Source organism: Kribbella sp. NBC_00359, assembly GCF_036097425.1.
In the GTDB taxonomy this organism is placed as follows: Bacteria; Actinomycetota; Actinomycetes; order Propionibacteriales; family Kribbellaceae; genus Kribbella.
Window position 1 is genome coordinate 2,834,361 of record NZ_CP107975.1, and the last position, 23,226, is coordinate 2,857,586.

Annotated in this window: 23 protein-coding genes, 1 tRNA gene, 1 other RNA gene and 1 pseudogene; 13 read left to right on the top strand and 13 right to left on the bottom strand. The window is 68.7% G+C overall.

The genetic code is table 11. The features are described from left to right. Nucleotides 1–12 precede the first annotated feature (12 nt). Nucleotides 13–309 carry a helix-turn-helix transcriptional regulator gene (locus OG876_RS13945; RefSeq protein ID WP_328525264.1) on the bottom strand — a complete coding sequence of 99 codons (297 nt, stop codon included), beginning with the start codon at nucleotides 307–309 and terminating at the stop codon, nucleotides 13–15. 125 nt (nucleotides 310–434) lie between these two features. Between OG876_RS13945 and OG876_RS13950 the strand changes: the two genes are divergently transcribed. Further along, on the top strand, nucleotides 435–752 hold the full coding sequence (locus tag OG876_RS13950; protein WP_328525265.1) for an antibiotic biosynthesis monooxygenase: 318 nt from the start codon (nucleotides 435–437) through the stop codon (nucleotides 750–752). 72 nt (nucleotides 753–824) lie between these two features. Here OG876_RS13950 and OG876_RS13955 read toward each other — a convergent pair whose 3' ends face one another. From OG876_RS13955 to OG876_RS13985, 7 genes are all read right to left on the bottom strand, one after another. Beyond that, on the bottom strand, nucleotides 825–1,721 hold the full coding sequence (locus OG876_RS13955; RefSeq protein ID WP_328525266.1) for an RNA polymerase sigma-70 factor: 897 nt from the start codon (nucleotides 1,719–1,721) through the stop codon (nucleotides 825–827). Further along, the gene (locus OG876_RS13960; RefSeq protein ID WP_328525267.1) at nucleotides 1,718–2,893 is read right to left on the bottom strand and encodes an NAD(P)/FAD-dependent oxidoreductase; all 1,176 of its coding nucleotides are present in this window, start codon (nucleotides 2,891–2,893) and stop codon (nucleotides 1,718–1,720) included. The genes OG876_RS13955 and OG876_RS13960 overlap by 4 nt, the downstream gene beginning before the upstream one ends. 61 nt (nucleotides 2,894–2,954) lie before the next feature. After that, nucleotides 2,955–3,128: a hypothetical protein gene (locus tag OG876_RS13965; protein WP_328525268.1), complete on the bottom strand. Its 174-nt coding sequence runs from the start codon at nucleotides 3,126–3,128 to the stop codon at nucleotides 2,955–2,957. A gap of 145 nt (nucleotides 3,129–3,273) precedes the next feature. Continuing rightward, nucleotides 3,274–3,759: a hypothetical protein gene (locus tag OG876_RS13970; RefSeq protein ID WP_328525269.1), complete on the bottom strand. Its 486-nt coding sequence runs from the start codon at nucleotides 3,757–3,759 to the stop codon at nucleotides 3,274–3,276. Nucleotides 3,760–3,870: 111 nt separating this feature from the next. Then, nucleotides 3,871–4,383 (bottom strand): GNAT family N-acetyltransferase, encoded by a 513-nt coding sequence (locus OG876_RS13975; RefSeq protein WP_328525270.1) that lies wholly within the window; start codon nucleotides 4,381–4,383, stop codon nucleotides 3,871–3,873. 62 nt (nucleotides 4,384–4,445) lie between these two features. After that, nucleotides 4,446–6,050, bottom strand: coding sequence for a hypothetical protein (locus tag OG876_RS13980; RefSeq protein ID WP_328525271.1), 1,605 nt, complete (start codon nucleotides 6,048–6,050; stop codon nucleotides 4,446–4,448). Between the two features lie 159 nt (nucleotides 6,051–6,209). Then, a tRNA-Ser gene (locus OG876_RS13985) sits at nucleotides 6,210–6,297 on the bottom strand. A gap of 80 nt (nucleotides 6,298–6,377) precedes the next feature. Here OG876_RS13985 and OG876_RS13990 point away from each other — a divergent pair. Next, nucleotides 6,378–7,004, top strand: coding sequence for a CatB-related O-acetyltransferase (locus OG876_RS13990; RefSeq protein WP_328525272.1), 627 nt, complete (start codon nucleotides 6,378–6,380; stop codon nucleotides 7,002–7,004). Further along, a complete protein-coding gene (locus tag OG876_RS13995; protein WP_328525273.1) occupies nucleotides 7,001–7,987 on the top strand; it encodes a GNAT family N-acetyltransferase in 987 nt (328 codons plus the stop codon). Before OG876_RS13990 ends, OG876_RS13995 begins: the two co-directional genes overlap by 4 nt. Here OG876_RS13995 and OG876_RS14000 read toward each other — a convergent pair. Next, nucleotides 7,964–8,779: a TIGR03620 family F420-dependent LLM class oxidoreductase gene (locus tag OG876_RS14000; protein ID WP_328525274.1), complete on the bottom strand. Its 816-nt coding sequence runs from the start codon at nucleotides 8,777–8,779 to the stop codon at nucleotides 7,964–7,966. The two genes, OG876_RS13995 and OG876_RS14000, sit on opposite strands and share 24 nt — an antisense overlap. A gap of 60 nt (nucleotides 8,780–8,839) precedes the next feature. Between OG876_RS14000 and ffs the strand changes: the two genes are divergently transcribed. Then, an RNA gene (gene ffs, locus OG876_RS14005) (signal recognition particle sRNA small type) lies at nucleotides 8,840–8,936 on the top strand. 52 nt (nucleotides 8,937–8,988) lie between these two features. Next, nucleotides 8,989–9,804 (top strand): ammonia-dependent NAD(+) synthetase, encoded by an 816-nt coding sequence (nadE, locus tag OG876_RS14010; RefSeq protein WP_328525275.1) that lies wholly within the window; start codon nucleotides 8,989–8,991, stop codon nucleotides 9,802–9,804. Between the two features lie 3 nt (nucleotides 9,805–9,807). Here nadE and OG876_RS14015 read toward each other — a convergent pair whose 3' ends face one another. Beyond that, nucleotides 9,808–10,206 (bottom strand): SRPBCC family protein, encoded by a 399-nt coding sequence (locus OG876_RS14015; RefSeq protein ID WP_328525276.1) that lies wholly within the window; start codon nucleotides 10,204–10,206, stop codon nucleotides 9,808–9,810. A 2-nt stretch (nucleotides 10,207–10,208) separates the two neighbouring features. Next, nucleotides 10,209–10,694, bottom strand: a complete 486-nt coding sequence (locus tag OG876_RS14020) for a MarR family winged helix-turn-helix transcriptional regulator (RefSeq protein ID WP_328525277.1) — start codon at nucleotides 10,692–10,694, stop codon at nucleotides 10,209–10,211. A gap of 140 nt (nucleotides 10,695–10,834) precedes the next feature. Here OG876_RS14020 and OG876_RS14025 point away from each other — a divergent pair, with 140 nt between their 5' ends. After that, nucleotides 10,835–12,460 (top strand): long-chain fatty acid--CoA ligase, encoded by a 1,626-nt coding sequence (locus tag OG876_RS14025; RefSeq protein WP_328525278.1) that lies wholly within the window; start codon nucleotides 10,835–10,837, stop codon nucleotides 12,458–12,460. A 45-nt stretch (nucleotides 12,461–12,505) separates the two neighbouring features. Here the strand turns inward: OG876_RS14025 and OG876_RS14030 are convergent, their stop codons facing one another. Continuing rightward, complete coding sequence (locus tag OG876_RS14030; protein WP_328525279.1) at nucleotides 12,506–13,321, bottom strand: nucleotidyltransferase domain-containing protein; 816 nt, start codon at nucleotides 13,319–13,321, stop codon at nucleotides 12,506–12,508. A 76-nt stretch (nucleotides 13,322–13,397) separates the two neighbouring features. On the opposite strand from OG876_RS14030, the gene OG876_RS14035 reads away from it, so the two are divergent. From OG876_RS14035 to OG876_RS14065, 7 genes and pseudogenes are all read left to right on the top strand, one after another. After that, nucleotides 13,398–16,655, top strand: a complete 3,258-nt coding sequence (locus tag OG876_RS14035) for a DNA polymerase III subunit gamma and tau (RefSeq protein ID WP_442914127.1) — start codon at nucleotides 13,398–13,400, stop codon at nucleotides 16,653–16,655. Between the two features lie 863 nt (nucleotides 16,656–17,518). Continuing rightward, nucleotides 17,519–17,788: pseudogene (locus OG876_RS44015) on the top strand (YbaB/EbfC family nucleoid-associated protein); the annotation flags it as partial. Between the two features lie 199 nt (nucleotides 17,789–17,987). Further along, nucleotides 17,988–18,587 carry a recombination mediator RecR gene (gene recR, locus OG876_RS14045; protein ID WP_328525281.1) on the top strand — a complete coding sequence of 200 codons (600 nt, stop codon included), beginning with the start codon at nucleotides 17,988–17,990 and terminating at the stop codon, nucleotides 18,585–18,587. Then, a complete protein-coding gene (locus tag OG876_RS14050; RefSeq protein WP_328525282.1) occupies nucleotides 18,580–19,224 on the top strand; it encodes a DUF5063 domain-containing protein in 645 nt (214 codons plus the stop codon). Before recR ends, OG876_RS14050 begins: the two co-directional genes overlap by 8 nt. A 97-nt stretch (nucleotides 19,225–19,321) precedes the next feature. Continuing rightward, nucleotides 19,322–19,972 carry a hypothetical protein gene (locus tag OG876_RS14055; RefSeq protein ID WP_328525283.1) on the top strand — a complete coding sequence of 217 codons (651 nt, stop codon included), beginning with the start codon at nucleotides 19,322–19,324 and terminating at the stop codon, nucleotides 19,970–19,972. A gap of 21 nt (nucleotides 19,973–19,993) precedes the next feature. Next, a complete protein-coding gene (locus OG876_RS14060) occupies nucleotides 19,994–21,475 on the top strand; it encodes a serine/threonine-protein kinase (RefSeq protein ID WP_328525284.1) in 1,482 nt (493 codons plus the stop codon). Between the two features lie 11 nt (nucleotides 21,476–21,486). Next, entirely contained in the window at nucleotides 21,487–21,978 is a 492-nt protein-coding gene (locus tag OG876_RS14065) for a GNAT family N-acetyltransferase (protein ID WP_328525285.1), read from the top strand. On the opposite strand, the gene dinB is transcribed toward OG876_RS14065, so the two are convergent. Then, nucleotides 21,975–23,171 (bottom strand): DNA polymerase IV, encoded by a 1,197-nt coding sequence (gene dinB, locus OG876_RS14070; RefSeq protein ID WP_328525286.1) that lies wholly within the window; start codon nucleotides 23,169–23,171, stop codon nucleotides 21,975–21,977. The genes OG876_RS14065 and dinB overlap by 4 nt on opposite strands. Nucleotides 23,172–23,226: the final 55 nt, after the last annotated feature.

A 23,226-nucleotide genomic window follows, 5' to 3' on the forward strand; every position in this document is an offset into this window, starting at 1 on the left:
GCCGGGCCGTGCTCAGGTGTGGTCGCGAGTCTCCAGGTCCGTGCGGGCGAGGAGGGCCACCAGTTGGCCGACCGTTCGCTGTCGCAGCAGAGCCCCCGGCAGGGGTTTGTCGACCTGGACTGCGTAGCGATTGCGGCGGCCGTTCTTGTCCTTGACCACGTAACCGGCCTCCACCAGATCGGTGACGATACCGAAGGCCGCGCGCTCCGTGATGCCGACCGTGGTGGCGATCTCCCGCAGCCGGACGCCCGGGTCGTCGGCAATGCACAGCAGCGCCTGCGCGTGGTTCGTCAGGAAGCCCCAAGCCATGACGCAGAGTATACCGGAATCTTGATCCAGGAATTCTATTGCTAGTATTGAAGTACCAGCGTAGGTTCGGTGGTGGAACTGGTTTGTGGGTCTACGCAAGCCGCTCCACGATAGGAAGGCACACCATGCGCTGTACGCGCGTAGCTCTCTACGACATCAAGTCCGGCACGTTCGACGAGGTAGTCACCCAGGCGAAGGCCGAGATGGTTCCCTTGTTCAAGGGCAGCGACGGCTTCGTGTCCTACGGAGTGGCTCAGGTCGACAAGAACGCCTTCGTCTCGATCAGCACCTGGGAGACCCGGGCGCAGGCCGACACCGCCGCAACCAAGGCCGCGGACTGGGTCAAGGCCAACAGCGAGGACCGCTTCACGCTGCGCATCAACTACGTCGGCGATCTGGCCATCGACACCGGCCACCGCGAGCCGGCGCCGGTCGCGCACTAGTTCCACCGTTCCACGACTCACGAAACGGTTCGGCCGCTGGTGCGGTCGGACCGTTTCACTTTGGGTTCCTTCTCAGCGGCTGATCTCGCGCGGGACTGTCATCGCGACGAGCTTTTCTGGGTTGCGGATGATGTACAGGTTGGTGATCTTCTCGCCGGTGATCTCGATCAGCAGGACGCCTTCGGGATGGTCGCCGATGGTGGCGACCATCGCGGGTGCGTTGTTGTACTTGGCTATCTGGAACCGCAGACCGGGCCTCTCCCGGCCGGTGCGGAAGAGATCCAGGAGAACGGTCGCCACCTTCCGAGCGCCCACCACCGGCCGGCGCGACGCGGTGACCTTGCCGCCGCTGTCGGCGGTCCAGACGACGTCCGGCGCGAGCAGCTCGAGTAGCCCCGCCAGATCACCGGTCGCCGTCGCGGCCATGAACTGCTCGGTGATCAGTGCGGTCTTCGCGGTGTCGACGGGCTGGAATCGCCTGCATCGCGCCTGCACGTGCTCGCGGGCGCGGTGCGCGACCTGGTGGACCGCCGCGACGGATTTGCCCACCGCGGCAGCGACTTCGTCGTACCCGAAGCCGAATACCTCGCGCAGCACGAACACCGCACGCTCGTCGGGGGTGAGTGTTTCGAGCAGTACAAGCATCGCCATCGACACCGACTCGGCGAGCACCACGTCGGCCGACGGGTCGTTCTCGTCGAGCAGCAGCGGTTCGGGCAGCCACGGGCCGACGTAGTCCTCGCGCCGGCGTGTGCTCGCCCGCAACGTGTTGAGCGTCTGACGGGTGACCAGCCGCGCGAGGTACGACCTGGTGTCCCGCACCGTCGCGAGGTCCACCTCGGCCCAGCGCAGGTAGCTGTCCTGCAGTACGTCGTCGGATTCGGTAGCGGAGCCGAGGATCTCGTAGACGATCGTGAACAGCAGCGGCCGCAACAGAGTGAACCGCTCGGCATGCTCGTCGGTGGTCATGGGGACGTGACCACCCGCGGCTGCTCCAGCTGCCGGCCGCCCTTGATCCACGCCCAGGAACCCGGCTCGCGAGCCTCGCGACGGATCCTCGACACCGCGAGCTTGCAGGTCTTCTCCTTGATCGCGGCGCCCACGCGGCCGCCGATGTACACGTTCACCACGGTGTCGTCCTTGCGGGCGAGCTGCCGCATGGCGGCGTGCCGGCCGAGGCTGACGCACGACCCGGTCAGGGCCTGGTTGATCACCGCCGGTTCGGTCCCCGCGATGTGGCTCAGCACGGTGTTGGCGGCCTGCGCCCCCAGCGGTCCGGCGGCCTGACAGCTCATTCGCAGCGGTTGACCCGACGGGGCCGCGGCGTCGCCGGCGGCAACCACCCGGTCGTCGTCGACACTGGTCAACGTCTCGTCGGTGAGCAGCCTGCCGAGCGAGTCGGTCCGCAGCCCGCTCGCGGCGGCCAACTCCGGTACGCCGAAACCCGTCGACCAGATGGTCAGTGCGCTCGAACGCGTCGTACCGTCGGAAAGGACGATCGCATCCGGCCGGACCTCGGTCACCACCTCAGTTTCGCGCACGGTGACACCGTGCCGGGACAGCCACTTGGCGGCGTACCGGCGACCCGGAGAACTCCAGGCCGGCACCAGGGTTCCGCCACACACCAGGGTGACCTTGCGTCGTTGTTCGGCGAGCTCGGCGGCCGTCTCGACGCCGGTCAGTCCTCCGCCGACCACGGTGACCGGAGCGTCGACGGGCAACTCCTCCAGCCTGGCGCGCAGCCGCCGCGCAACCTCGAACTCGGCGATCGGGTAAGCGAATTCGGCCGCGCCAGGCACGGATGACGGTATCGCCGCGGTGCTGCCGACCGCATAGATGACGTAGTCGTAGTGCAGCGTGCGGCCCGACGCCAGTTGCACTGCGCGGGCGGCGGTGTCGATCCGCAGAGCGCTGTCGACGACCAGCTGGATGCCCTCGCCGAGCAATGTCCCGTAGTCGATCGTCGCGTCGTCGGTGCCGGCCACGAACTGGTGCAGCCGCACCCGTTCGACGAAGTCCGGCCGGGGATTGACCAGGGTGATGTCGACGCCGTCGCGCATCCGCAGATGGTTGGCCGCGAGCGTCCCGGCATACCCACCACCGATGACGACGACCTTGTGCTGTGTGTTGTGTCCAGTCATGCCCCCAAGACACCGCCGACGCCCAACCCCTGACACGACGTGACGCACGTCACCCCGGGCGCTACTGGTTCACGATGCGGGATCTCAGTGCGAGGTCGTCCATCGTCTCCAGCACTTGGAGGTGGTGGACTCGCACCGGCATCTGTAGCGGCTGGAAGGTCGTCACCAGGTCCCGAAGCTCCGCATAGTCGGCGCCGGTCACGTCCGCGGTCAGTTGGAGATATCCCGCGAGCAATGGCTGCTCCGCCGCGAGCGCGAGTACGGCTTGTGTTCATCCCCCAACACGCTTTCCAAGCCGCAATTCGACGTTCGGGCAGGATCGAGCGCTAGTGCTGAGCCCTGACCGCACCCGTCAGTCGGCGGGTCGGTATCGCTGTGAGCTAGCCCTCGGAGAGCGCTTCGATCACGTCCTTGGAATGGGTCAGCGGTATCCGGCTGCCCTCGAGCTCGATCCGCGAGTTGCTCTCGGGATGGATCAGCTCGAGCACCCTCACGTTCACTCGCTGGTGGACCTTCACCTCCAGCCCCGCCCTCGCGACCTTGAAGACCATCGCACCGGGCTCCTTGCTGCGCGACCGGCCTTCGAAGCCGTAAACCCCGTCGGCGGTCACTCCGAGCAACATGAACTCGGGCATCCCGTGGGCGGCCGCGTTCGCGTGCATGCCACCGATCACGCCCGCGACGTTACCGACGGCCTCACCTACCGAGCCACCGACTTCGCCCAAGCTGCCGCCCACCATGCCGCCGGCGAAGATCGAGCCGGTCTGGCCGCGGGGGCTGAACTGGCCTGCGGCGATCACCTCATCGGCGATCCCGTCGCGAACCAGAGCCTGCTGAACCACGCGCTCCATCGTTTCCTCGGACATCGCTCCTCCTGGCGCTCGACGTTGATCACCCTGTAGCGGTCCCAGGCTCGCAGGTATGGCTCCGGGATGACAGGACGCCGGTTGACGTGTGAATCCTGCCGGCGCTTGAGTTCAGTGGTCGTGGACCAGGCTTTTGGTGAACATCAGGCAGGCGCTGTCGTCGTTCCTGACGGTCGCCATCGGTGGCACCTGCCGGCCGTCGTAGATCAGCCCGCGCCCGTCAGGGATGTAGCCGCGCCGCACATACATCCGCTGCGCCGTCCCGTAGTCGGGATACAGACCGACACCGATCCCCACCACGTCGGACCGTTCGGCCACCCGAGCCTCAGCCGCGTCCATCAGCCCACTACCGATCCCACGCCGCCGAAACTTCGGCAACACATTGAAGTCCGAAATCTCCGGGATCCCCTCGAACGGCTCGTACGGCGACTCCCACCACACAGTCACGTATCCCGCGAACTCCTCGTCCACGGTCGCCACCAACACATCCCGCAACCCGGCTTCTTGCTCAGCCAGGTACTTCTCGTACTGCTGAACCGGCTTGTTCCACCCGATCGCCGTGAACGCCGCCGCGAAAACCTCAGGATCCCCATCCCGCAACGCCCGAATCGCAACCCCGTCCACGACACCCTCCCCAGCCCGGCACCAACTCCCCGCAGGTTAGCCCGCCGGAGCACATAACAAGTTCACGTGGCGCGCTGGACCTCTTCGTGCCTGCGTCGGCCTTCGCGGAGCTCGAGCGCGGCCAGGAGGACGCGCCGTACCAGGCCTGTCAGCGCGTCATCGCTGCTGGTGACGTCTTCGCTGACCGCGGCCAGGATGGCGTCGAGGTGGTCGTTGGAGGCAGCGGTGTTGCTGACCACGTCGTCCATGAGCCGGATGGCTCGCCGCAGCGGGTCCGAAGGTTCGTCGAGGCCGAGGTCGGCGCGCCAGGGCGAGCCTGCGGCCGCGATACGCAGGACCGCGCCGACCCGGTTGGGCGCGTACGCCAACGACTCGGCGACGGCCTCGGCCCAGCCACACAGAATCGTCAGGTCGTCGACGTTCAACGGTCTCGTTGGAGCCGTTGCTGGGGTCCTTCCACAGGCCGTCGACACGTGCGGGATCGAGCCCGCCCGGACGGCAGCGGTCCACCAGGCCCAAGCGCTGAGGGTCAGTACGGCGGAACCCGGGTCGTCGGCGAACACACTCGCGTACCGGGCGGACCACCGCGATGCGAGCTGCGGCCCGTCAAGGAGCGGCGCCACGATCCCCGTCGGTCCGATCGCGCGGATGAGGTCGGCGACCTCGTCGTTCTGAGCGAGGTCCTCGCAGATCAGGACGACAACGGTGAATCCCTCGCCGAACTCGATGAAGTGCAGAACGCGTCGGGGGACGTTCACGGCTTCCCACCACCGCATCGCGGGGTGCAGTTCGCCGCCAAGGTGGTACTGGTAGATCTGCCCGGCGTCCAAGGACCATCGATGGTGCTTGTTCTGCCGGACGTGGAGCCAGCCGGTGCCGAAGCCCTCCAGCGGTTCGGCCCGGCCCTTCTCCATCTCTGGTGACACGCCCCAATGCACCCAGTTGTCGGGAAAGTCATCGAGCGGCGATCGCTTTCGACGTACGCCGGTAGTGAGCGAAACGACTCCGTGTGACTCGAGTAACGCCTCCAACGGCGCGAGATCGTCCTCCGTGATCGCACTCTCCGGCAGGCACACCACGTCGATGCTGTCGACTTCGTTGCGGGCGGCAACCAGCATCCGGTCGACCAGATCCAGGTCGAGGCGCTCGGCGGGGTCGAAGTCGAAGAACCCGTACGGCTCATCGGTATCGCGCTGTGCGGACCCTTCGACCGGGCGGAAGTCGCTGGCGCGGATCTGCAGGGGCCAGGGCAGTAGCAGGAAGTTGACATGGTCGGCACGAGGCTCGGTGCCTCGCCGGCGGGCCGGCAGCTTGTGCCATCGCACGCGGTAGCCGCACCCGAGCGGATTCGAAGCGGCCAGGGCGACGCCGAGCCCGGCGCACGCCTCATCGGCGATGGCGTGCAGCGTCAGCAGGGCTGCGCGCAGCTCCCAATCGGCGCCGGTGGACAGCTCTTCCAGCGGCGTCGTCGCAGCGGCGAGTACGACGTCCATCATGCTGACCAGTAGCGGCGGTAGTTTCTCCTCAGGGGCGTCGATGACGCCACTCCACGCCCGGCCGACCGCCTCGACCGTGGTCGACCACGCGATCCGTGATTCAGGCGGCCACTGGCGCCCGGGAGGCGGCGACAGCGCGAACCGAAAGGCCCCCGACCGCTCCAGCGTCAACCGTGGACACCGAAGCCGTACCTGCCCCAGCCAGGCTAAGCCCTGCCGACACCCCTCACGAGACAGAAAGCCGGCCGCAACCGCGACCGGCTTCCTCGTGCTCATCCCCCCACACCTTCGAACCCACCCTCTGACCTGCAGGTTCGTACTCCAGGAGACTGGCGGAGGATACGAGATTCGAACTCGTGAGGGGTTGCCCCCAACACGCTTTCCAAGCGTGCGCCCTAGGCCTCTAGGCGAATCCTCCAAGCGCAGAGAATACGCGAGGGTGCACGGGAAGGTGAAATCGGGCTGCTGGTGGTCAGCCTGCTCATCTAGGGTCGCGGTATGCACGGTGCACCGGATCCGAACGTCGTACACCCGATGCCCGCCACAGACCGCGTGGTGCTGCTGAAAGCGGTGGTGACGTCGCCGCTGATCGAGGTGGGCGACTACTCGTACTACGACGACCCGCATGACCCCACCGCCTTCGAGACGAACAACGTGCTCTACCACTACGGTCCGGAGCGGCTGCGGATCGGCAAGTACTGCGCACTCGGCGAGGGCACCACGTTCGTCATGAACGGTGCGAACCACCGGATGGACGGGCCGTCCACGTTCCCGTTCCCGATCATGGGTGGTGCGTGGGCGGAGCACTTCGATCTGATCACCGGACTGCCGGGACGCGGCGACACCGTGGTCGGGAACGACGTGTGGTTCGGATACCGCAGCCTGGTGATGCCCGGTGTGACGATCGGGGACGGTGCGATCGTCGCGTCTGGCGCGGTGGTGGTCGACGACGTATCGCCGTACGGGATCGTCGGTGGGAATCCAGCCAAGCTGATCCGCCGGCGGTTCTCCGACGACGACGTTGCCCGGCTGCTCCGGATCGCCTGGTGGGACTGGCCGGCGGACCGCGTCACAACCAACATCCGGGCGATCATGGCCGGCACTATCGAGGAACTGGAGAAATGAGCCTTGTACTGCGCCCGATCGCACCGGGCGACGTGGATGCCTTGCAAGAGTTGATCGAGTCCGACCCGGGCTACACCGAGCGGATCACTGGCTACCCACCGGGACCTGCAGACGCGCAGAGCCTGTTGATGATGCGACCGGAGGGACTGCCCGAGGAGGCGAAGGTCGTTCTCGGCGCGTTTGTCACCAACCGGTTGGTTGCCGTCGTCGACCTGCTCCGGGGCTATCCGAACGACCACACCGCCTTCATCGGCCTGCTCGAAGTTCACTGGAACCACCAGGGCAGCGGTCTCGGCAGAGCGACGTACGAGGAGGTCCAGCGGTACGTCGAGACCTCGTGGCCCGAGGTATGGACGCTCCGGCTGGCGATCGTGGACACGAACGCGCGGATCGCGACCGGGTTCTGGCTGCGGCAGGGGTTCACGCCGACGGGTGAGGAGCGGCCGTATCGCTACGACAAGCTGGAGTCGACCGCACGCCTCTACGAGAAGCAGCTGACCTGGGCGCATCCCGCGCTGGAGGTGCGGGAGTCGCCGGTCGCGGGCAAGGGCCTGTTCGCGACGCAGCCAATCGCCAAGGGCGAAGTCGTCGGCCAACTGTCCGGCCGCCGGGTCACCACGGCGGAGCTCCGTGAGCTCCTGAAGCATCCGCCTGTCGACACGATCACGATCGACGAGGACGAACACCTCGTGCTGAGCAACGACCCTCGCCCTGTGATTGCTTATGGCAACCACAGTTGCGACCCGAACATGTGGTGGATCGACGCCGTCACGCTGGAGGCCCGCCGGGACATCGCGGTGGGCGACGAGGTGACGAGCGACTACGGGACCTCTACTGGTGTGGACTACGAGCTGCAGTGCACCTGTGGCTCACCACTGTGCCGAGGCGTCATCACAGGTGAGGACTGGAAGCAGCCGGAGCTCCAGAGCCGGTACGGCGACCACTGGATCCCGGCGCTGCTACGCAAGCAGCGTGGGGGCTAACGCTCTCCACTGCTCGACCGGCTGGGGACCGGTGACACCTGTGATCACGTTGACCGCGACATGGTCGACTCCGGCGTCCAGATGCTCGGTCAGCTTGGCCTTGATGTCGGCCGGCGTACCCCATGCGGCCAGTGCGTCGACCATGTGATCCGGGAGCTCAGCCTGGTCCTTCGCACTGAACCCCTGCCGCTCGAGGGAGGCGGCGTACCCGGGGATCCGTGGGAAGAAGCCGATGGTGTCCCGTGCGATCGCCCGGGCCCGGTCCGCGTCTGCCTCCAGTACGACGAGGTGGCTGACCGAGAGCAGCTTGTCCGGGCCGAGTACCTTGCGTGCCTCAGCGGCGTACGCAGCACTGATCAGGAACGGGTATGCACCGGCGGACCGGTCCCGGGCCAGCTCCAGCATCCGCGGACCGAGCGCTGCGAGGACACGCCGCTCCACTGGTACGTCGACCTCGTCCAGGTAGGCGTTGAGGGTGGCGAGCGGCTTGGGGCCGTGCGCTCCGCCCAGTCCGACCGTGAACCGGCCCGGTGCGGACTCTTCCAGCGCGGCGTACGTCGTACTGACGTCGGCCGCGCTGTATCTCACAACCGCGAGGATGCCGCTCACGAATTTTATCGAGGTGGTCGCGCCGACCAGATCGACGATGGTCTGGAGTCCAGGCAGCGGGCCGCCGGACAGCCAGATCGCGGGATACCCGAGCGCCTCGGCCGCCCGCGCGGCCTCGATCGACTGCTCGCTGCTGTCCAGACCCGTCGAGATCCCGAACGGGCCGAATTGATGATCCGTCACGCAACCAGAGTAGTCCGGGGCGGGATTTCGGGCCTGCGGAGGAGATCCCGTACACTCGTCTCCGGTTCCCCGCGTGGCGGTATCTCGCCCAACTCCCCCAGGGCCGGAAGGCAGCAAGGGTAAGTGAGCTCTTCCGGGTGCGCGGGGAATCCTCATGTCCGGGCTGTCTAGGCTGGTGGCGCTTCGACCGACCACAGCGAGGGAGCCCGATGAGCGCCGAGCGCCGTTACCTGCAGGAACTGATCATCGCCGAGCTCGGCGTCCCCGCGTCGTTCGATCCGGACATCGAGATCGAGCGCCGGATCGAGTTCCTGGCCGACCAGCTCCGGCGGAGCGGCGCGACGTCGTACGTGCTCGGCATCAGTGGCGGAGTCGACTCCGCGACCGCGGGCCGTCTCTGCCAGCTGGCGGCGGAGCGAGTGCGGTCCGAGGGCGGTCAGGCGACGTTCATCGCGATGCGGCTGCCGTACGGCGTCCAGGCGGACGAGGCGGACGCGCAGCGCTCGCTGGAGTTCATCAAGCCGGACGAGACGCTCGTGGTCGACGTGAAGCCGGCCACCGACGCCATGGTCGAGTCGGTCCGGCACGCGGGGCTCGGCGACCGGGAGGACTTCCACGTCGGCAACATGAAGGCACGGCAGCGGATGATCGCGCAGTACGTCGTCGCCGGGGCACGCGGCGGTCTCGTCGTCGGCACGGATCACGCGGCGGAGGCGGTGATGGGGTTCTTCACCAAGTACGGCGACGGCGCCTGCGACCTCACGCCGTTGTCCGGCCTGACCAAGCGCCGGGTCCGTGAGGTGGGCTCACGCCTGGGCGCGTCGGACGAGATCACCGGCAAGGTGCCGACGGCCGACCTCGAGACCAACAACCCGGGCCTGCCCGACGAGGCCGTCCTGGGCGTCACGTACGACGAGATCGACGACTTCCTCGAAGGCCGCGAGATCGACGAGAAGGCGGCCGCGACGATCATCGGCACCCACCGGCGGACCGCCCACAAGCGCGCTCTGCCGCTGGCCGTCTAGCGCTCAGGCGGTGTGCGCGAGCTGGCGGACGCGGTTGGCGAGGCGGGCCAGGCGGATGGTGGCGACGTTGCGGTAGGCCGGGCGCAGAACCGTTGCCAACGGCCCGGACTGCTCGAAGGTGTGCGTGACCTGGCGGTCCGGGCCGATGGTCCAGATGCCGACCTCGCGAAATCCGGGGACCTGCCAGGTGATCTCGACCCGGTCGGCCTCGACCACCGTGTACTGCAGTTCGCCGGCCAGGCCCGGTCGCACCTGCAGTGCGTATCTCGCGCCCAGCTCCGCCTGCTCCGGTCCATCGATGGCCAGGAACGCCTCGTTCCACTCCGGCAGCGCGAGCGCGTCCAGCAGGACGTGCCGGATCGCCGCCGGGTCGGCCGGGATGGCCTCGGTGGCTTGCTCCATGACTATCTCTCCTGGGCGAGGTGGTGGTCGTACTCGGGGTCTCGCCGGCGGGCCAGCGCGGCCCCGGCGGGGAACGCGTCGGCGACGGCGCGCAGCGTGGTGATGGTCTCGTCGAGCGCCTGACCCGCGACGATGTCGTGCATGGTCCGGTGCAGGCGGTTCTCCGCGGTGACGATGCGCCGGTGCAGCGCCCGGCCCTGCGGGGTCAGGCTCAGCGCGAGGTAGCGCCGGTCGACCTTGTCGATGCCGCGTTTCACCAGCCCCTGCGCGACCAGCCGGTCGACGAGGCGGCTCGGGCTGTTGCCGGTCTCGCAGACCAGCAGGTCGCCGAGAGCGTTGAGCGTCAGCGGCCCGTGATCGCGCAGGACGCGCAGGACTTCGGCCTGGGACGGCGTGATTCCGAGCGGCCGCAACTCGGCCGCGAGCAGCCGGTTGCCCTCACGCTGGATCGCCAGCACGAGATAACGCAGCTCCTCGACAACCTTCATGACCGATACATTACACGACACGTATGTTGTGTCATCTATCTCTGCCGAGATCGTTCGGTGCTCCGAGTGCGGGAAGAGTGCCGGAGAAAGTCCGGACAGCTTCATGGTCAAGGTGGCATCGCGACTGGCACAGTGTTGGCATGAAGGGTCTGATGCAGAGCTACCAGCTGTCCCTGGACACCATCTTTCTCCGGGCCGAGCAGTTCTACCCGGACAAGACCGTTTACACCGGCGGGCCGGCGCCGACGAAGCTGACGTACGGCGAGTGGGCCGCGCGGACCAGACGCCTGGGCGGCGTCCTGGACGCGCTCGGGACCAGTCCGGACGGTCGAGTGGCCACCTTCGCGTGGAACTCGGGGCGCCACCTCGAGCTGTACTTCGCCGCCCCGTGCACCGGCCGGGTCCTGCACACACTCAACATCAGGCTCTTCCCCGACCAGGTCGTCTACATCGCGAACCATGCCGAGGACGAGGTCGTTTTTGTCGACAAGTCGCTGCTCGGGCTGTTCCTGCCGCTGCTCGAGCGGCTGCCGCTGATCCGGCATGTCGTCGTGATGGACGACCTGCCACCGGGAGCGCCCGGTGCGGAGGTGCCGGACGATCCCCGGTTCCACGACTACGAGGAGCTGCTGGCCGCGGCCGAGCCGGTCGAGTTCCACGTCGACGACGAGAACCAGGCCGCCGCGATGTGCTACACGAGCGGTACGACGGGCCACCCGAAGGGTGTCGTCTATTCGCATCGATCGACCTGGCTGCACTCGATCGGCGTCCTGACGAACTCCGGGCTCGGGCTGGCCGAGACCGACACCGTGATGCCGGTGGTGCCGATGTTCCATGCGAACGCCTGGGGCCTGGCGCACGCGGCGCCGATGGCCGGCGCGTCGCTGGTGTTCCCGGGGCCGGACATGACTCCGCAGGGAATCCTCAAGTTGCTGCAAGAACAAGAGGTCACGTTGTCGGCCGGCGTTCCGACGATCTGGCAGGGTCTGTTGCCGTTGCTGGACGGGGTCGAGTTGCCCAAGCTCAGGCGGATCCCTTGTGGCGGATCCGCCGTACCGCTGGCTTTGTCGGAGGCTTTCCGGGAGAAGCTCGGCCGGCCGATCCTGCAGGCGTGGGGCATGACGGAGACCAGTCCGGTGGCGACTGCGTCGCACGTGCCGGCGCGGTACGACGAGCTCGCCGAGGACGAGAAGGCGCGGCTGCGGGCCCGCCAGGGGTTACCGCTGCCGGGAGTCGAGGTGCGGATCGTCGAGCCCGGGTCGATCACCCCGCTGCCCTGGGATGACGCGGCCACCGGTGAGCTGCAGGTCCGCGGCCCGTGGATCGCGGCCGAGTACTACCGCCCGGGCGATGGCGCCCAGCTCAACACCGAGGACGGCTGGATGAAGACCGGCGACGTCGCCGCGATCGACCAGTTCGGCTCGGTCCGCCTGGTCGACCGCACCAAGGACCTGGTCAAGTCAGGCGGCGAGTGGATCAGCTCGGTCGAGCTCGAGAACCTCCTGATGGCCCACCCCGCCGTCAAGGAGGCCGCCGTCATCGGCGTCCCGCACCCGAAGTGGGACGAACGCCCGCTCGCCTGCATCGTCTGCCAGGAAGGCGAAACCGTGACCGGCGAGGAGATCCTGGACTTCCTCCGCCCCCAGGTCGCGAAGTGGTGGCTCCCCGACGCCGTCGAGTTCATCGAGGAGGTGCCGAAGACCTCGGTGGGGAAGTTCTCCAAGAAGGACCTCCGCACGCGCTTCGCCAACTACCACCTCGAGTAGCTCGGATGGACCCGTCAGCTGGCGCTCATCGGCTCCTTGGGGGCGTCAGGTGAAGTCCACGTCGAACTGACGGCGGAGGTGGGCGAGGGTCGCGTCGACGAACTCCGCCGGCCACGGCTCGCCGGTTTGCTGGGCGAGGGCGGTGCCGCGGCGGATGAACTCGCGGCAGATGTAGTGGTTGGCCGCGACGATGTCCGCGGGGTCGGTGCCGGCCGCGGGGATTGCTTCCAGGACGGCGCGTTGTTCGTCGGAGAGGTAGGCGTTGAGGCGCTTGGCTCCACCGGTACGACGTACGCCGCGCTCGGCGAGCATCAGGGTGATGAGTTGGTCGCGGACCGCCCCGATGCCTTGGTTGCCGACGATCCGTTCGTCGCGGCCGAGGACCGTGACCAGGTTCCCGAGGAAGTAGAAGAAGAGGTTGACCGCGACCGCCGGCCAGTACGGGTCTCCGGGCCGACCGCCCTGCCGCGGGATGTCGCCATCCGGGAACAGCGTGCCGTCCCGGTCGAACAGCACCCGCACACCGTCGTACCCGAACCGATTGAAGGACTTGAGCGGATGCACGATCAGGTCGACATGGAGCCAGTCAGCGGTGATCCCCAGCCCACCGATGAGCCCGGGCACTCGATCCGCCAGGACGGTCGGCCCAGCGACCTTCCGCAGTACGTCGGCCCAGTTCTCCTCGAACCACTCCAGGCTCTCGTCCGTCACGACCAGATGTACGTCGACGTCGCTGAACCTGTCGGCCTCGCCGGTCCCGTAGCTTCCGATCAGGTAGACCGCGAGGATGCGCTCGTCCTCGAGCAGCACCTCTTGGGCTCGCCCGATCGCTGTCTGCTGCAACTCGTCCCCAGCGTCCACCCGCCTCACCTTAGGACGGTCCCGGTTCGACCCGTCCCTCGCACCCCACTCGCGCACCGCGGGGACGAGGCTGGTTTTGTCGGGGCGCGGCGCTAGGGTGGCGGGCGTGGAAGCACCCCTTGCGTTGTACCGCCGGTATCGCCCGGAGACGTTCGCCGAGGTGATCGGGCAGGACCATGTCACGGCGCCGCTGCGGAACGCGCTGAGCAACAACCGGGTGAACCACGCCTATCTGTTCTCCGGGCCCCGCGGGTGCGGGAAGACCACCAGCGCGCGGATCCTGGCGCGGGCGATCAACTGTGAGAAGGGCCCGATCGCGGAGCCGTGCGGGGTGTGTAAGTCGTGCACCGACCTGGCGCGTGGCGGTCCCGGCAGCATCGACGTGATCGAGATCGACGCCGCGTCGCACGGTGGTGTGGACGACGCGCGGGACCTGCGTGAGCGGGCGTTCTTCGCGCCGGTCGAGAGTCGCTACAAGATCTACATCATCGACGAGGCGCACATGGTGACCACGCAGGGCTTCAACGCCCTGCTGAAGCTGGTCGAGGAGCCGCCGCCGCACCTCAAGTTCATCTTCGCCACCACCGAGCCCGACAAGGTGATCGGGACGATCCGGTCCCGGACCCACCACTACCCGTTCCGCCTGGTGCCGCCAAAGGTGCTCGGCGACTATATGGCCTCGCTCTGCCAGTCCGAGGGTGTCGCGATCGAGTCGGCCGCGTTGCCGCTGGTCGTGCGTGCGGGTGCCGGTTCGGTGCGGGACTCGCTGAGTGTGCTCGACCAGTTGATCGGTGGGGCGGGTCCGGATGGGGTGACGTACGAGTTGGCCGTCGCGCTGCTCGGGTTCACGCCGGACTCGTTGCTCGACGCTTGTGTTGATGGATTCGCCGCGCACGACAGTGCGGCTGTGTTCGAGACGATCGAGAAGGTCATCGAGACCGGGCAGGACCCGAAGCGGTTCGCGGAGGACTTGCTGCGGCGACTGCGGGATCTCGTCGTGCTGTCCGCCGTACCGAATGCTGTTGCCTCCGGTCTGATCGAAGCCGCCGAGGACCAGGGCGAGCGCCTACAGACCCAGGCTGCCGGGATCGGCTCCGCGGAGCTCACCCGGGCGGCCGACATCGTCGCGGCCGGTCTCCTGGAGATGCGTGGCGCGACGGCTCCCCGCCTTCAGCTCGAACTCATCTGCGCCAAGGTCCTCCTCCCCGGCGCCGACGACTCCACCAACGGCATCCAGGCCCGCCTCGACCGGATGGAACGACGCCTAACCATCGGGGTCCCGGCCGCTACGCCAGACGCCGCCCCCGCGGCGGGTGTCGCCGGCGGAGCTGGCCAGGACGCCGCCAGTCGAGCCGCAGCCCGGGCCGCCGCTGGTGCGGTAGGCACGCCACCCGACAGTACGACGATGGCCGAAGCGACCGCTGGCCCCGGAGCCCCTGCGGACTCAGCACCGGCAGCTGACGCCGGCCCAGGCGCCGCCGCATCCGGAGCTGGCTCCTCAAGCGCGGCGGCCGGAGGCGATACAGCTGGCGTGGACGCCAGTGGTGCCACGGCGACAGGTGGTGCTGTTGGTACTGCCGGCAGCGGTGCCGGTACGTCGCGGCGCGGCGCCGGGACGGGAGACGCGGGGCGCGGGGGTGCTGTTGATGGCGGCGCTTCCGGCTCCGGCTCGGTGGCAGCTGGCGCCGGGCGTACCGGAGCGTGGGGCGATGAGTCCGCTCCGGCGGCTGCGGCTGCGGCTGGTGCTGGAAAGGCGGTCGGTGGTGCTTCGGGGCCGGGTGGTGCTCCGGCGGGTGGGGGCTCGGGGGCGCCGTCCGGTGGTTCAGTGGGGCTGGCGGATATTCGGCGGTTGTGGCCTGAGGTGCTCGACGCGGTGAAGAGCAAGCGGCGGTTCGCGTGGATCATGCTGAGCCAGAACGCGCAGGTCATCGCCGTCGACGATCAGACACTGACGCTGGGATTGGTGAACGCGGGGGCGCGGGAGAGCTTCGCCCGTTCCGGCAGCGACGAGATCCTCCGGCAGGCGATGATCGACACCATCGGCCTGAACCGCAGAATCGAAGCCGTCGTCGACCCCTCCACCGACCCCGGCGCAGGCGGCGCACACCAACCAGCCACCCCCCGACCAGGCGGCCCACAGGCAGGCAGCCCAGGCTCAGCTGGTCCAAGCGCAGGCGGTACTGGCGCAGGTAGTCCGGGCACAGGCGGTACCGGCGCAGGCGGTCCAGGCACGGGCGGTACCGGTGCGGGTGCCGGAGGTGGTGGGTCTGCCGCAGGTTCCGGAGCCGGCGCGACCGCGGCTGGATCGAGCACGGGAGGCGGAGCCGATGGGTTCGCCGCAGGTTCCGGAGCCGGTGGTTCGGCCGCGGGTGGTGCTGCGGCCGGTGGTCCGGGAGTCGGCGGACAGGCCGTGGATGGTTCGGCAGTCGGTGGTCCGGCCAGTGGTCCCGGCGCGAGTGCTCCCGGCACGGGCACAAGCGGATCCGGCGTGGGTGCTCTCGGCTCGGGTGGCGCTGGCGGATCCGCGGGTGGTCCTGGATCGGGTAGTGCTGGCGCGAGTGGATCCGGTGCGGGCGGGCTGGGAGCGACTGGAGCAGGTGTGGGTCCGGGTGGCGGCGGTGGTACTGCGGCCGGCGGGGTTGCGGCCGCGGGATCGGCGTCCGGTGGTGTGGGCTCTGGTGGCCCGGAGGCCCGGACCGGTGCGTGGGGTACTGGCGTGGCAGCGACGCCTGGTGCGGGTGCGGGCGCCGCAGGCGGGGCTGGGGATCAGTCGGGCGGTGGTCAGTCGTCGGTGAACCCGGGACGGAACGCCGGGCCGGGTGGCGCGGGCGGGACTAAAGGGGCTGGCCAGTGGGGTGATGGCGCAGGCACGGCGGTTGCCCTCCAAGAGCCGCCGGACCCGGAGTATGACGACGTACCGCCGGAGCCTGATCCGTGGGACGACGTACCGGTGTCGCGGCAGGCCCCGCGAGCCGCTCGCGCAGACGGGCCCGGGACGCGGACGCCTGGGGCTGGACGCGCGCCTGGAGCTGGGCAGTCGACCGGGACCGCCGGGCAATCGGGTGGGACGGCTGGGCAGTCGGCTGGCGTGTCTGGCGGTGATCGGCGTGAGCAGGCGGCGAGTAAGCGGCGGGCTGCCGAGGCGGCGGTTGCGGCTGAGCAGGCACGGCGAGCGGCTGCTGCGCCGGCCGCTCCGATGGTGCCGCTGACCCCCGAGGAGGAAGCGGACGCGATCGGCGAGGACGACGTAGTGCTGGAAGAAGATTCCCGCACGCACACAGACCTCCTGCGCGAGACCCTAGGCGCCCAAATCATCACCGAAGAACCCAACTGACCACCAGCCACAGCCGCCCACCAGCTAACCGCAGAACGCCCACCGGCCGATCGCAAGCCCGCCGGCAGCCGCAGGGCACCACCGACTGACCACAGAGCCCACCGGCTAACCGCGAGGCGCCTTCTGGCCGGCGCAAAACTGCGCCGCCAGCCGGCGGCCACAAAGCTCCGGTCGGCCGATGGCAAGCACCCAGGCCAACCGCAGAGCGCCTACTGGCCGACGTAACGCCGCGTCGCCAGCCAACCACCCACCGGCTCGCCGGCTCACCGCAGAGCGCCTACCGGCCGACGCACAGACCGCTTCAGGGCACCCGCCGGCTGGCCACAAGCCCGCCGGCTAACCACAAGGGCTCCCGTCGGCCGATGGCAAAGCACCCAGGCCAACCGCAAGGCACCCGCCGGCTCACCGCTGGGCGCCCTGGGCCGATCGCACAGCCAGCTGGCCAATCGCAAGGCACCACCGGCCGTTGTCCGGGGTCGGTACGTCGCCGTGGTCGGTGGAGGACGGTTAGGCCTCGACCTGGTCAGGGGGTTGACGCTGGGGTCGCGCGCGCGGCACCAAGCGACGGGCGTCGTGCTCTGCTGAGCCGCTGTGGAGGCGCCGGTGAGAGGTGGGTGGCTGGGCGGGGGTTTTCCACAGGAGTGGGGTGGGGGTGTGGGTGGTTGTGGTGGGTGTGCACAGGAAATTTGGGGTGTGGATGGGGGTGTCCACAGGGGTGTGGAAAAGTTGGGGAGACTGGTCGGTTTCTGGGGGAGGGTGGGGTTGTCGGGGGGACCGGCTAGTGTTGAGGCTCGGGCTAGACACGGAGCGGTTGGGACGAGGAGATCGCGGTGTTCGACGGTGGCGGTGCTGGGGGCTTCGACATGTCCAACCTGCTCGCGCAAGCGCAGGCGATGCAGAACCAGTTGATGGAGGCTCAGGCCGACCTGGAGAGCCAGGAGATCGAGGGCTCCGCCGGCGGTGGGCTGGTGACCGCGCTGGTGTCGGGTACGGGTGAGCTGCTCAGCCTGAACATCAAGCCCGAGGCCGTCGACCCCGACGACACCGAGACGCTGGCCGACCTGATCGTCGCCGCGGTGCGCGACGCCTCGGAGAACGCGAAGGAAGCCGCGGCGCGGGCGATGGGCCCGCTGGCCGGTGGGCTGCCCGGGTTCGGCGGCGGAGCGGATGTTCCCGGCGCCGGTGGTCCGGCCGGTTTCAGCCTGCCCGGTGCGTCGGCTCCCGCGGTGGAGCAGGGTGACGACAAGCCCGGCAACCCGGGCACCAGCGGCAGCGTCGGGTTCACGAACCCGGGCAGTGGGACCGGCCCATCCGGTCAGAACCCGGGCTGACGTGTACGAGGGGGCCGTTCAGGATCTGATCGACGAACTCGGCCGGTTACCCGGTGTCGGTCCGAAATCCGCGCAGCGGATCGCGTTCCACCTGCTCGCCGCCGACGAGACCGACGTACGCCGGCTCGCCCATGTGCTCGTGCAGGTCAAGGAGCGGGTCAAGTTCTGCGAGATCTGCGCCAACGTCTCGGAGGAGACGCAGTGCCGGATCTGCCGTGACCCGCGCCGCGACCTGAGCCTGATCTGCGTGGTCGAAGAGGCCAAGGACGTGGTCGCGATCGAGCGGACCCGCGAATTCCGCGGCCGGTACCACGTGCTCGGCGGGGCGATCTCGCCGATCGAGGGGATCGGACCGGACGAGCTGCGGATCAAGGAACTGATGGTGCGGCTGGCCAGCGGAGAGGTCACCGAGATCATCCTGGCCACCGACCCGAACCTCGAGGGTGAGGCGACGGCCACCTACCTGAGCCGTCTGCTGCGGCCCATGGGGTTGCGCGTCACCCGTTTGGCTAGTGGACTTCCAGTAGGCGGTGACCTCGAGTACGCGGATGAGGTCACACTCGGACGGGCGTTTGAAGGGCGACGATCGATAGATGACTGATTCAACCGATATTGCAGAGCGCGCACTGCGCACGGACTCCGAGGACCTCACCGAGTTCGCCGAACAGATCGCCGACCAGGTGCAGAGCTTCCTGATCTCGGTGCGCGACATCGCCGCGCAGCCGGACGAGGACGGCGTGGACGAGGGGCTCGCCTCACTGCCGTACCTGCTGCTCGAGGTGAGCCAGCTGCTGCTCGCCGGCGGCCGGCTCGGCGCGTTCGAGGACTTCGTCCCGGAGGAGCGGTTCGAGAGCGACGCCGGACCGGATCCGGATCTGGACGCGATGCGGGACCGGCTCGCGGTGCTGTTCGAGGGCCTGGACGAGTACGCCGAGGTCTTCGACCCGTACGCCGCGCCGCCCGAGATCACCGTCAACCGGCTGTCCGACGACCTCACCGCGATCGCGACCGACCTCGTGCACGGCCTCGCGCACTACGAGGAAGGCCGGATCGTCGAGGCGCTGTGGTGGTGGCAGTTCTCGTACGTGTCCACGTGGGGTGCCGCGGCGAGCGCCGTACTGCGGGCGATCCAGTCGCTGATCGCGCACGACCGGCTGGAGCCGGCCCACGATGCCGAGACCGAGGCGACGGATCGCGAGCTGGTCGAGGTCGCGGAGGAAGCCGTCCAGCGCCGCTGAAGTTATCCACAGGCCGCCTCCGACCGGACCCGCGAGGGGTGCCTCAGCCACTACGGTGAGGACTCGGACCCGGGGTTCTGACGGTCGGAGGAGCGTGATGTCTGTCCATGACCTGATCCGGCGGCTGCCCGATCCGCCGACGGTACGGCGGATCAGTCGTGCGCTCGCGGTTCTGGATCTGATCCTCAATGACGACGACGACCTGCTGAACTTCTTCTCGTTCGACGCGCGCTGGTCGGAGACCGAGGAGGCCGCGCTGATGCGGGACGGGTCCGGCAACGAGTACTCGATCGTGTTCTCGCCCGCCGGCGCGTTCGCGTACGGGTTCGACCACGAGTCGCCGATGTCCCCGTGGGTGAACGGCATGCGGACCTGGCCCGGACTGCTCGACGGCGTCCCGGAGGTCTTTCAGGCAGCGCGCGACGAGCCCGCGTTCCGTGACGATGGGCCGAGGGCGACGGTGTGTTTCTGGCGTACGACGGAGGATTCCGCGTGGCGCTGTGGTCCGGTGGAGAACGCCGACAAGGACGGCGCCGACTGGCTGTTCGAGGTGATCGCCGACGGCCGGCCGGAGGCGTACCTGACGTTTGCCGAGGACTACTACGAGGTCGCCCTCGACCTCGAGCCGATCCGGCACGCGTACGCGTTGATGCCGCTGACCGAGTACGTCGTGACCTCGCTCAACCCGAGGCGCCGGCTGGCCGATCTCTCCGAGGGGATCGCCGAGATCGGATACCCGCGGTCCTGAAGCGCGTTAGCGTGTCGCCCGATGACAACTCGTCCGCACGATCCGGCGGTGATCGGGTCGTTCACGATCCAGGGCCGGCTCGGTCGTGGTGCGATGGGCGCCGTCTACCTCGCGCGCTCGCCCGGTGGCCGGCTGGTCGCGGTGAAGGTGGTTCGCGACGAACTGGCCGGTGATGCGGCCTTCCGGGCCCGGTTCGCCCGCGAGATCGAGGCGGCGCGGCAGGTCGGTGGTGCGTACACGGCCGCGGTCGTCGACGCCGATCCGGACGCGGAGCATCCCTGGCTGGCCACGGAGTACCTGCCCGGACCGACCCTGCAGAAGGCGATCGACACGTCCGGCCCGTTGACGCCCGGTGGGGTGCAATCGCTCGCGGGCGGGCTGGCCGAGGCGCTGATGGCGATCCATGCCAGCGGCGTCATCCACCGCGATCTCAAACCGTCGAACATCGTCCTGACCGACAACGGTCCGCGGGTGATCGACTTCGGCATCGCCCGCGCACTCGAGGAAGCGAGCCTGACCGCGACCGGCGTGGTGGTCGGTACGCCGGGCTACCTGTCGCCGGAGCAGATCACCGGTACGGCGATCGGGCCGCCGAGCGACGTGTTCGCGCTCGGGGCGGTGCTGGTGTTCGCCGCCAGTGGACGTGGTCCGTTCGCGCATGGGAATCCGGCGTCCTTGCTGCACCGAGTCGCCCACGAGCAGCCACACATCCCGCCGCTCCCCAATCCACTGCAGGACGTCGTACGCCGATGTCTCGCACGCGATCCCGCGCAGCGGCCGACGCCACAAGAGCTACTCCAGTTGCTCGGATTACCCGCGAGCACAGCCCTCCTCAGCTCGCCCGCCGAGACGATCCCCTACCCGCCACCGCCAACCAAACTCCTCCCCGCACAACCGCAAACCCTGCAACCGCAAATCGCACAACCGCACACCTCGCAGCCGCAAACCGCACAGCCGCAGACTCCGCAACCGCCACCAGCGCAACCGCGGCCGGCACCACCGACGGGCGCCGCCTTCAGCACCAGCCGGACGCGGCCGGCGATCATCGCAGGCATCACCACCGTCCTCTTCCTCGCCTTCATCCAGCGCGACCCCCAAATGCAAGCCCAGCACCCAGCAGTCACCGCATTCCTCGGCATCGTCGACCTGATCTTCCTCTACTTCGCCATCCGCAGCTGGCGCCTCGTCCTGCGCCGTCGCGTCGTCCTTCGCCTGTCCCCACAGGGATTGACGATCGAACGCGGCTACAAGCAAGGGACGATCCCCTGGAACGGCGTCACCCGGCTCCGCGTCGGCGGTGACGTCCGGCGTCCCTGGCTGATCGCGTGGCTCGAAGCGCCGCACCAATCCACGCTGCCGGCGCCGAAGCGACGGCACCACGGCGGCATCAGGATCTACCCGATCGCTCACGGCGCGACCGTCAACCGCCGCATCCGCCAGGTCGACGAACTCCGCGCCGCCCTCAACTGGTACGCCGGCCGTCTGCACGACAACTCGTACTAGCGTTGGCCGACATGAAGGTACGAGCTGCCACGGATGCGGATCACAAGGCCATCGTCGACATCCTGACCGCCGCGTGGGGCGGCACGATCGCTGTCGCCCACGGAGTCGCCTATGACGCCGCGACGCTGCCGGCGTTGGTGGCCGAGCAGGACGACCGGATCGTGGGTCTGCTCACCTACACGCTGGCGGACGGCGAGCTGGAGGTCGTCACCATCGACGCCCCAGCGCGACGCCTTGGTGCGGGCAGCGCCTTGCTGGCGGCCGCCACGGAGGTTGCCCGTGAGGCCGGCGCCCGGCGGTTGTGGCTGATCACCACGAACGACAACCTCGACGCGCTGCGGTTCTACCAGCGACGTGGGCTGCGGATCGTCGGCGTCACTCCGGACGCGATGGACGCATCGCGCAAGCTCAAACCGTCCATCCCGCTGACGGGTGAGTACGACATCCCGTTGCGCGACGAGCTGACCTTGGAGCTGCGGCTCGACCAGCCGGACAAGAGCTAGTCGGGCAGCATCGGCACCGTCAGTCCCTGGTCGCGGCCGAGCAGGATCCCACGAGTGATCGCATTCGTGCCGAACTTGTCCTTCACCCGATCCATGGCCGTGTCCAGCTCGTCGTTCGCCGCCTTGTCGAAGGGCAGCGCGAGCTGCTGTGCCGCCTCGTTCTCCAGGTTGCCGACCGAGATGCCGATCATCGTGATCCCCTGTGTCGCGATGAGCGGCCCGGCGGTGGTCAGCAGCGCCCGCGCGGTGATCAGGATAGCCCGCGTCTGATCCGTTGCCTGCGGCAACGTATGGGATCGGGTCGCCCGGCTGAAGTCGTCGAAGCGCAGCCGCAACGTGACGGTCCGCCCGGACCGCCCCGCCGTCCGCATCCGGCGCGTCACCCGATCGACCAGGCCGGCCAGTACGGCGTCGAGGGTGGCCGGCGACTTGGGTGATCGACCGAGGGCCCGTTGCGAACCGATCGACCGCCGCCGACGGCCGACCTCGATCGGCCGGGGATCCCGGTTGTGGGCCAACGCGTGCAGATGGCGCCCGGAAGCCCGTCCGAGCATCGCGACCAGCGCGGCCTCGGGCAGCATCGCGACATCACCGACCTTGGTGAGCCCCCGGCTGCGCAGCTTCTCCGCGGTCACCTCGCCCACGCCCCACAGGCGCTCGACATTCAGCGGATGCAGGAACTCGAGCTCCCGCTCGGGCTGCACCTCGAGCAACCCGTCCGGCTTCGCGACCCCGCTGGCCACCTTCGCCAGGAACTTCGTCCGCGCCACCCCGACCGTGATCGGCAGCCCGACCTTCGAAAGCACGTCGGCGCGCAACCGCCGGGCGATCTCCAATGGCGTCCCGGAGATCTTCCGCAACCCGCCGACATCGAGGAACGCCTCGTCGATCGACAACCCCTCGACCAACGGCGTGGTCTCCTCGAAGACCTTGAACACCGCCTTGCTGGCCTCGGAGTACGCCGACATCCGCGGGTCCACCACGATCGCGCCGGGGCAGCGGCGCAACGCCTGTCCACCGTTCATCGCGGTGCGGACGCCGTACGCCTTGGCCTCGTAGCTGCAGGCGAGGACGACGCCGGCGCCGACGATCACCGGGCGGCCGCGCAGGCGTGGGTCGTCCCGCTGCTCGACCGAGGCGTAGAACGCGTCCAGGTCGGCATGCAGGATGGTCGCCCCGCGGGATTCGGACACGAACACATGTTCGCATACGCCGCCGACAACAAGATAGGGAGAAATCCCGAGGCAG

Bases quoted from the DNA above. Each gene is read 5' to 3' on its own strand.
- OG876_RS13945 (WP_328525264.1), bottom strand. From the start codon at position 309: ATGGCTTGGGGCTTCCTGACGAACCACGCGCAGGCGCTGCTGTGCATT.
- OG876_RS13950 (WP_328525265.1), top strand. From the start codon at position 435: ATGCGCTGTACGCGCGTAGCTCTCTACGACATCAAGTCCGGCACGTTC.
- OG876_RS13955 (WP_328525266.1), bottom strand. From the start codon at position 1,721: ATGACCACCGACGAGCATGCCGAGCGGTTCACTCTGTTGCGGCCGCTG.
- OG876_RS13960 (WP_328525267.1), bottom strand. From the start codon at position 2,893: ATGACTGGACACAACACACAGCACAAGGTCGTCGTCATCGGTGGTGGG.
- OG876_RS13970 (WP_328525269.1), bottom strand. From the start codon at position 3,759: ATGTCCGAGGAAACGATGGAGCGCGTGGTTCAGCAGGCTCTGGTTCGC.
- OG876_RS13990 (WP_328525272.1), top strand. From the start codon at position 6,378: ATGCACGGTGCACCGGATCCGAACGTCGTACACCCGATGCCCGCCACA.
- OG876_RS13995 (WP_328525273.1), top strand. From the start codon at position 7,001: ATGAGCCTTGTACTGCGCCCGATCGCACCGGGCGACGTGGATGCCTTG.
- nadE (WP_328525275.1), top strand. From the start codon at position 8,989: ATGAGCGCCGAGCGCCGTTACCTGCAGGAACTGATCATCGCCGAGCTC.
- OG876_RS14015 (WP_328525276.1), bottom strand. From the start codon at position 10,206: ATGGAGCAAGCCACCGAGGCCATCCCGGCCGACCCGGCGGCGATCCGG.
- OG876_RS14020 (WP_328525277.1), bottom strand. From the start codon at position 10,694: ATGAAGGTTGTCGAGGAGCTGCGTTATCTCGTGCTGGCGATCCAGCGT.
- OG876_RS14025 (WP_328525278.1), top strand. From the start codon at position 10,835: ATGAAGGGTCTGATGCAGAGCTACCAGCTGTCCCTGGACACCATCTTT.
- OG876_RS14050 (WP_328525282.1), top strand. From the start codon at position 18,580: ATGACTGATTCAACCGATATTGCAGAGCGCGCACTGCGCACGGACTCC.
- OG876_RS14055 (WP_328525283.1), top strand. From the start codon at position 19,322: ATGTCTGTCCATGACCTGATCCGGCGGCTGCCCGATCCGCCGACGGTA.
- OG876_RS14060 (WP_328525284.1), top strand. From the start codon at position 19,994: ATGACAACTCGTCCGCACGATCCGGCGGTGATCGGGTCGTTCACGATC.
- OG876_RS14065 (WP_328525285.1), top strand. From the start codon at position 21,487: ATGAAGGTACGAGCTGCCACGGATGCGGATCACAAGGCCATCGTCGAC.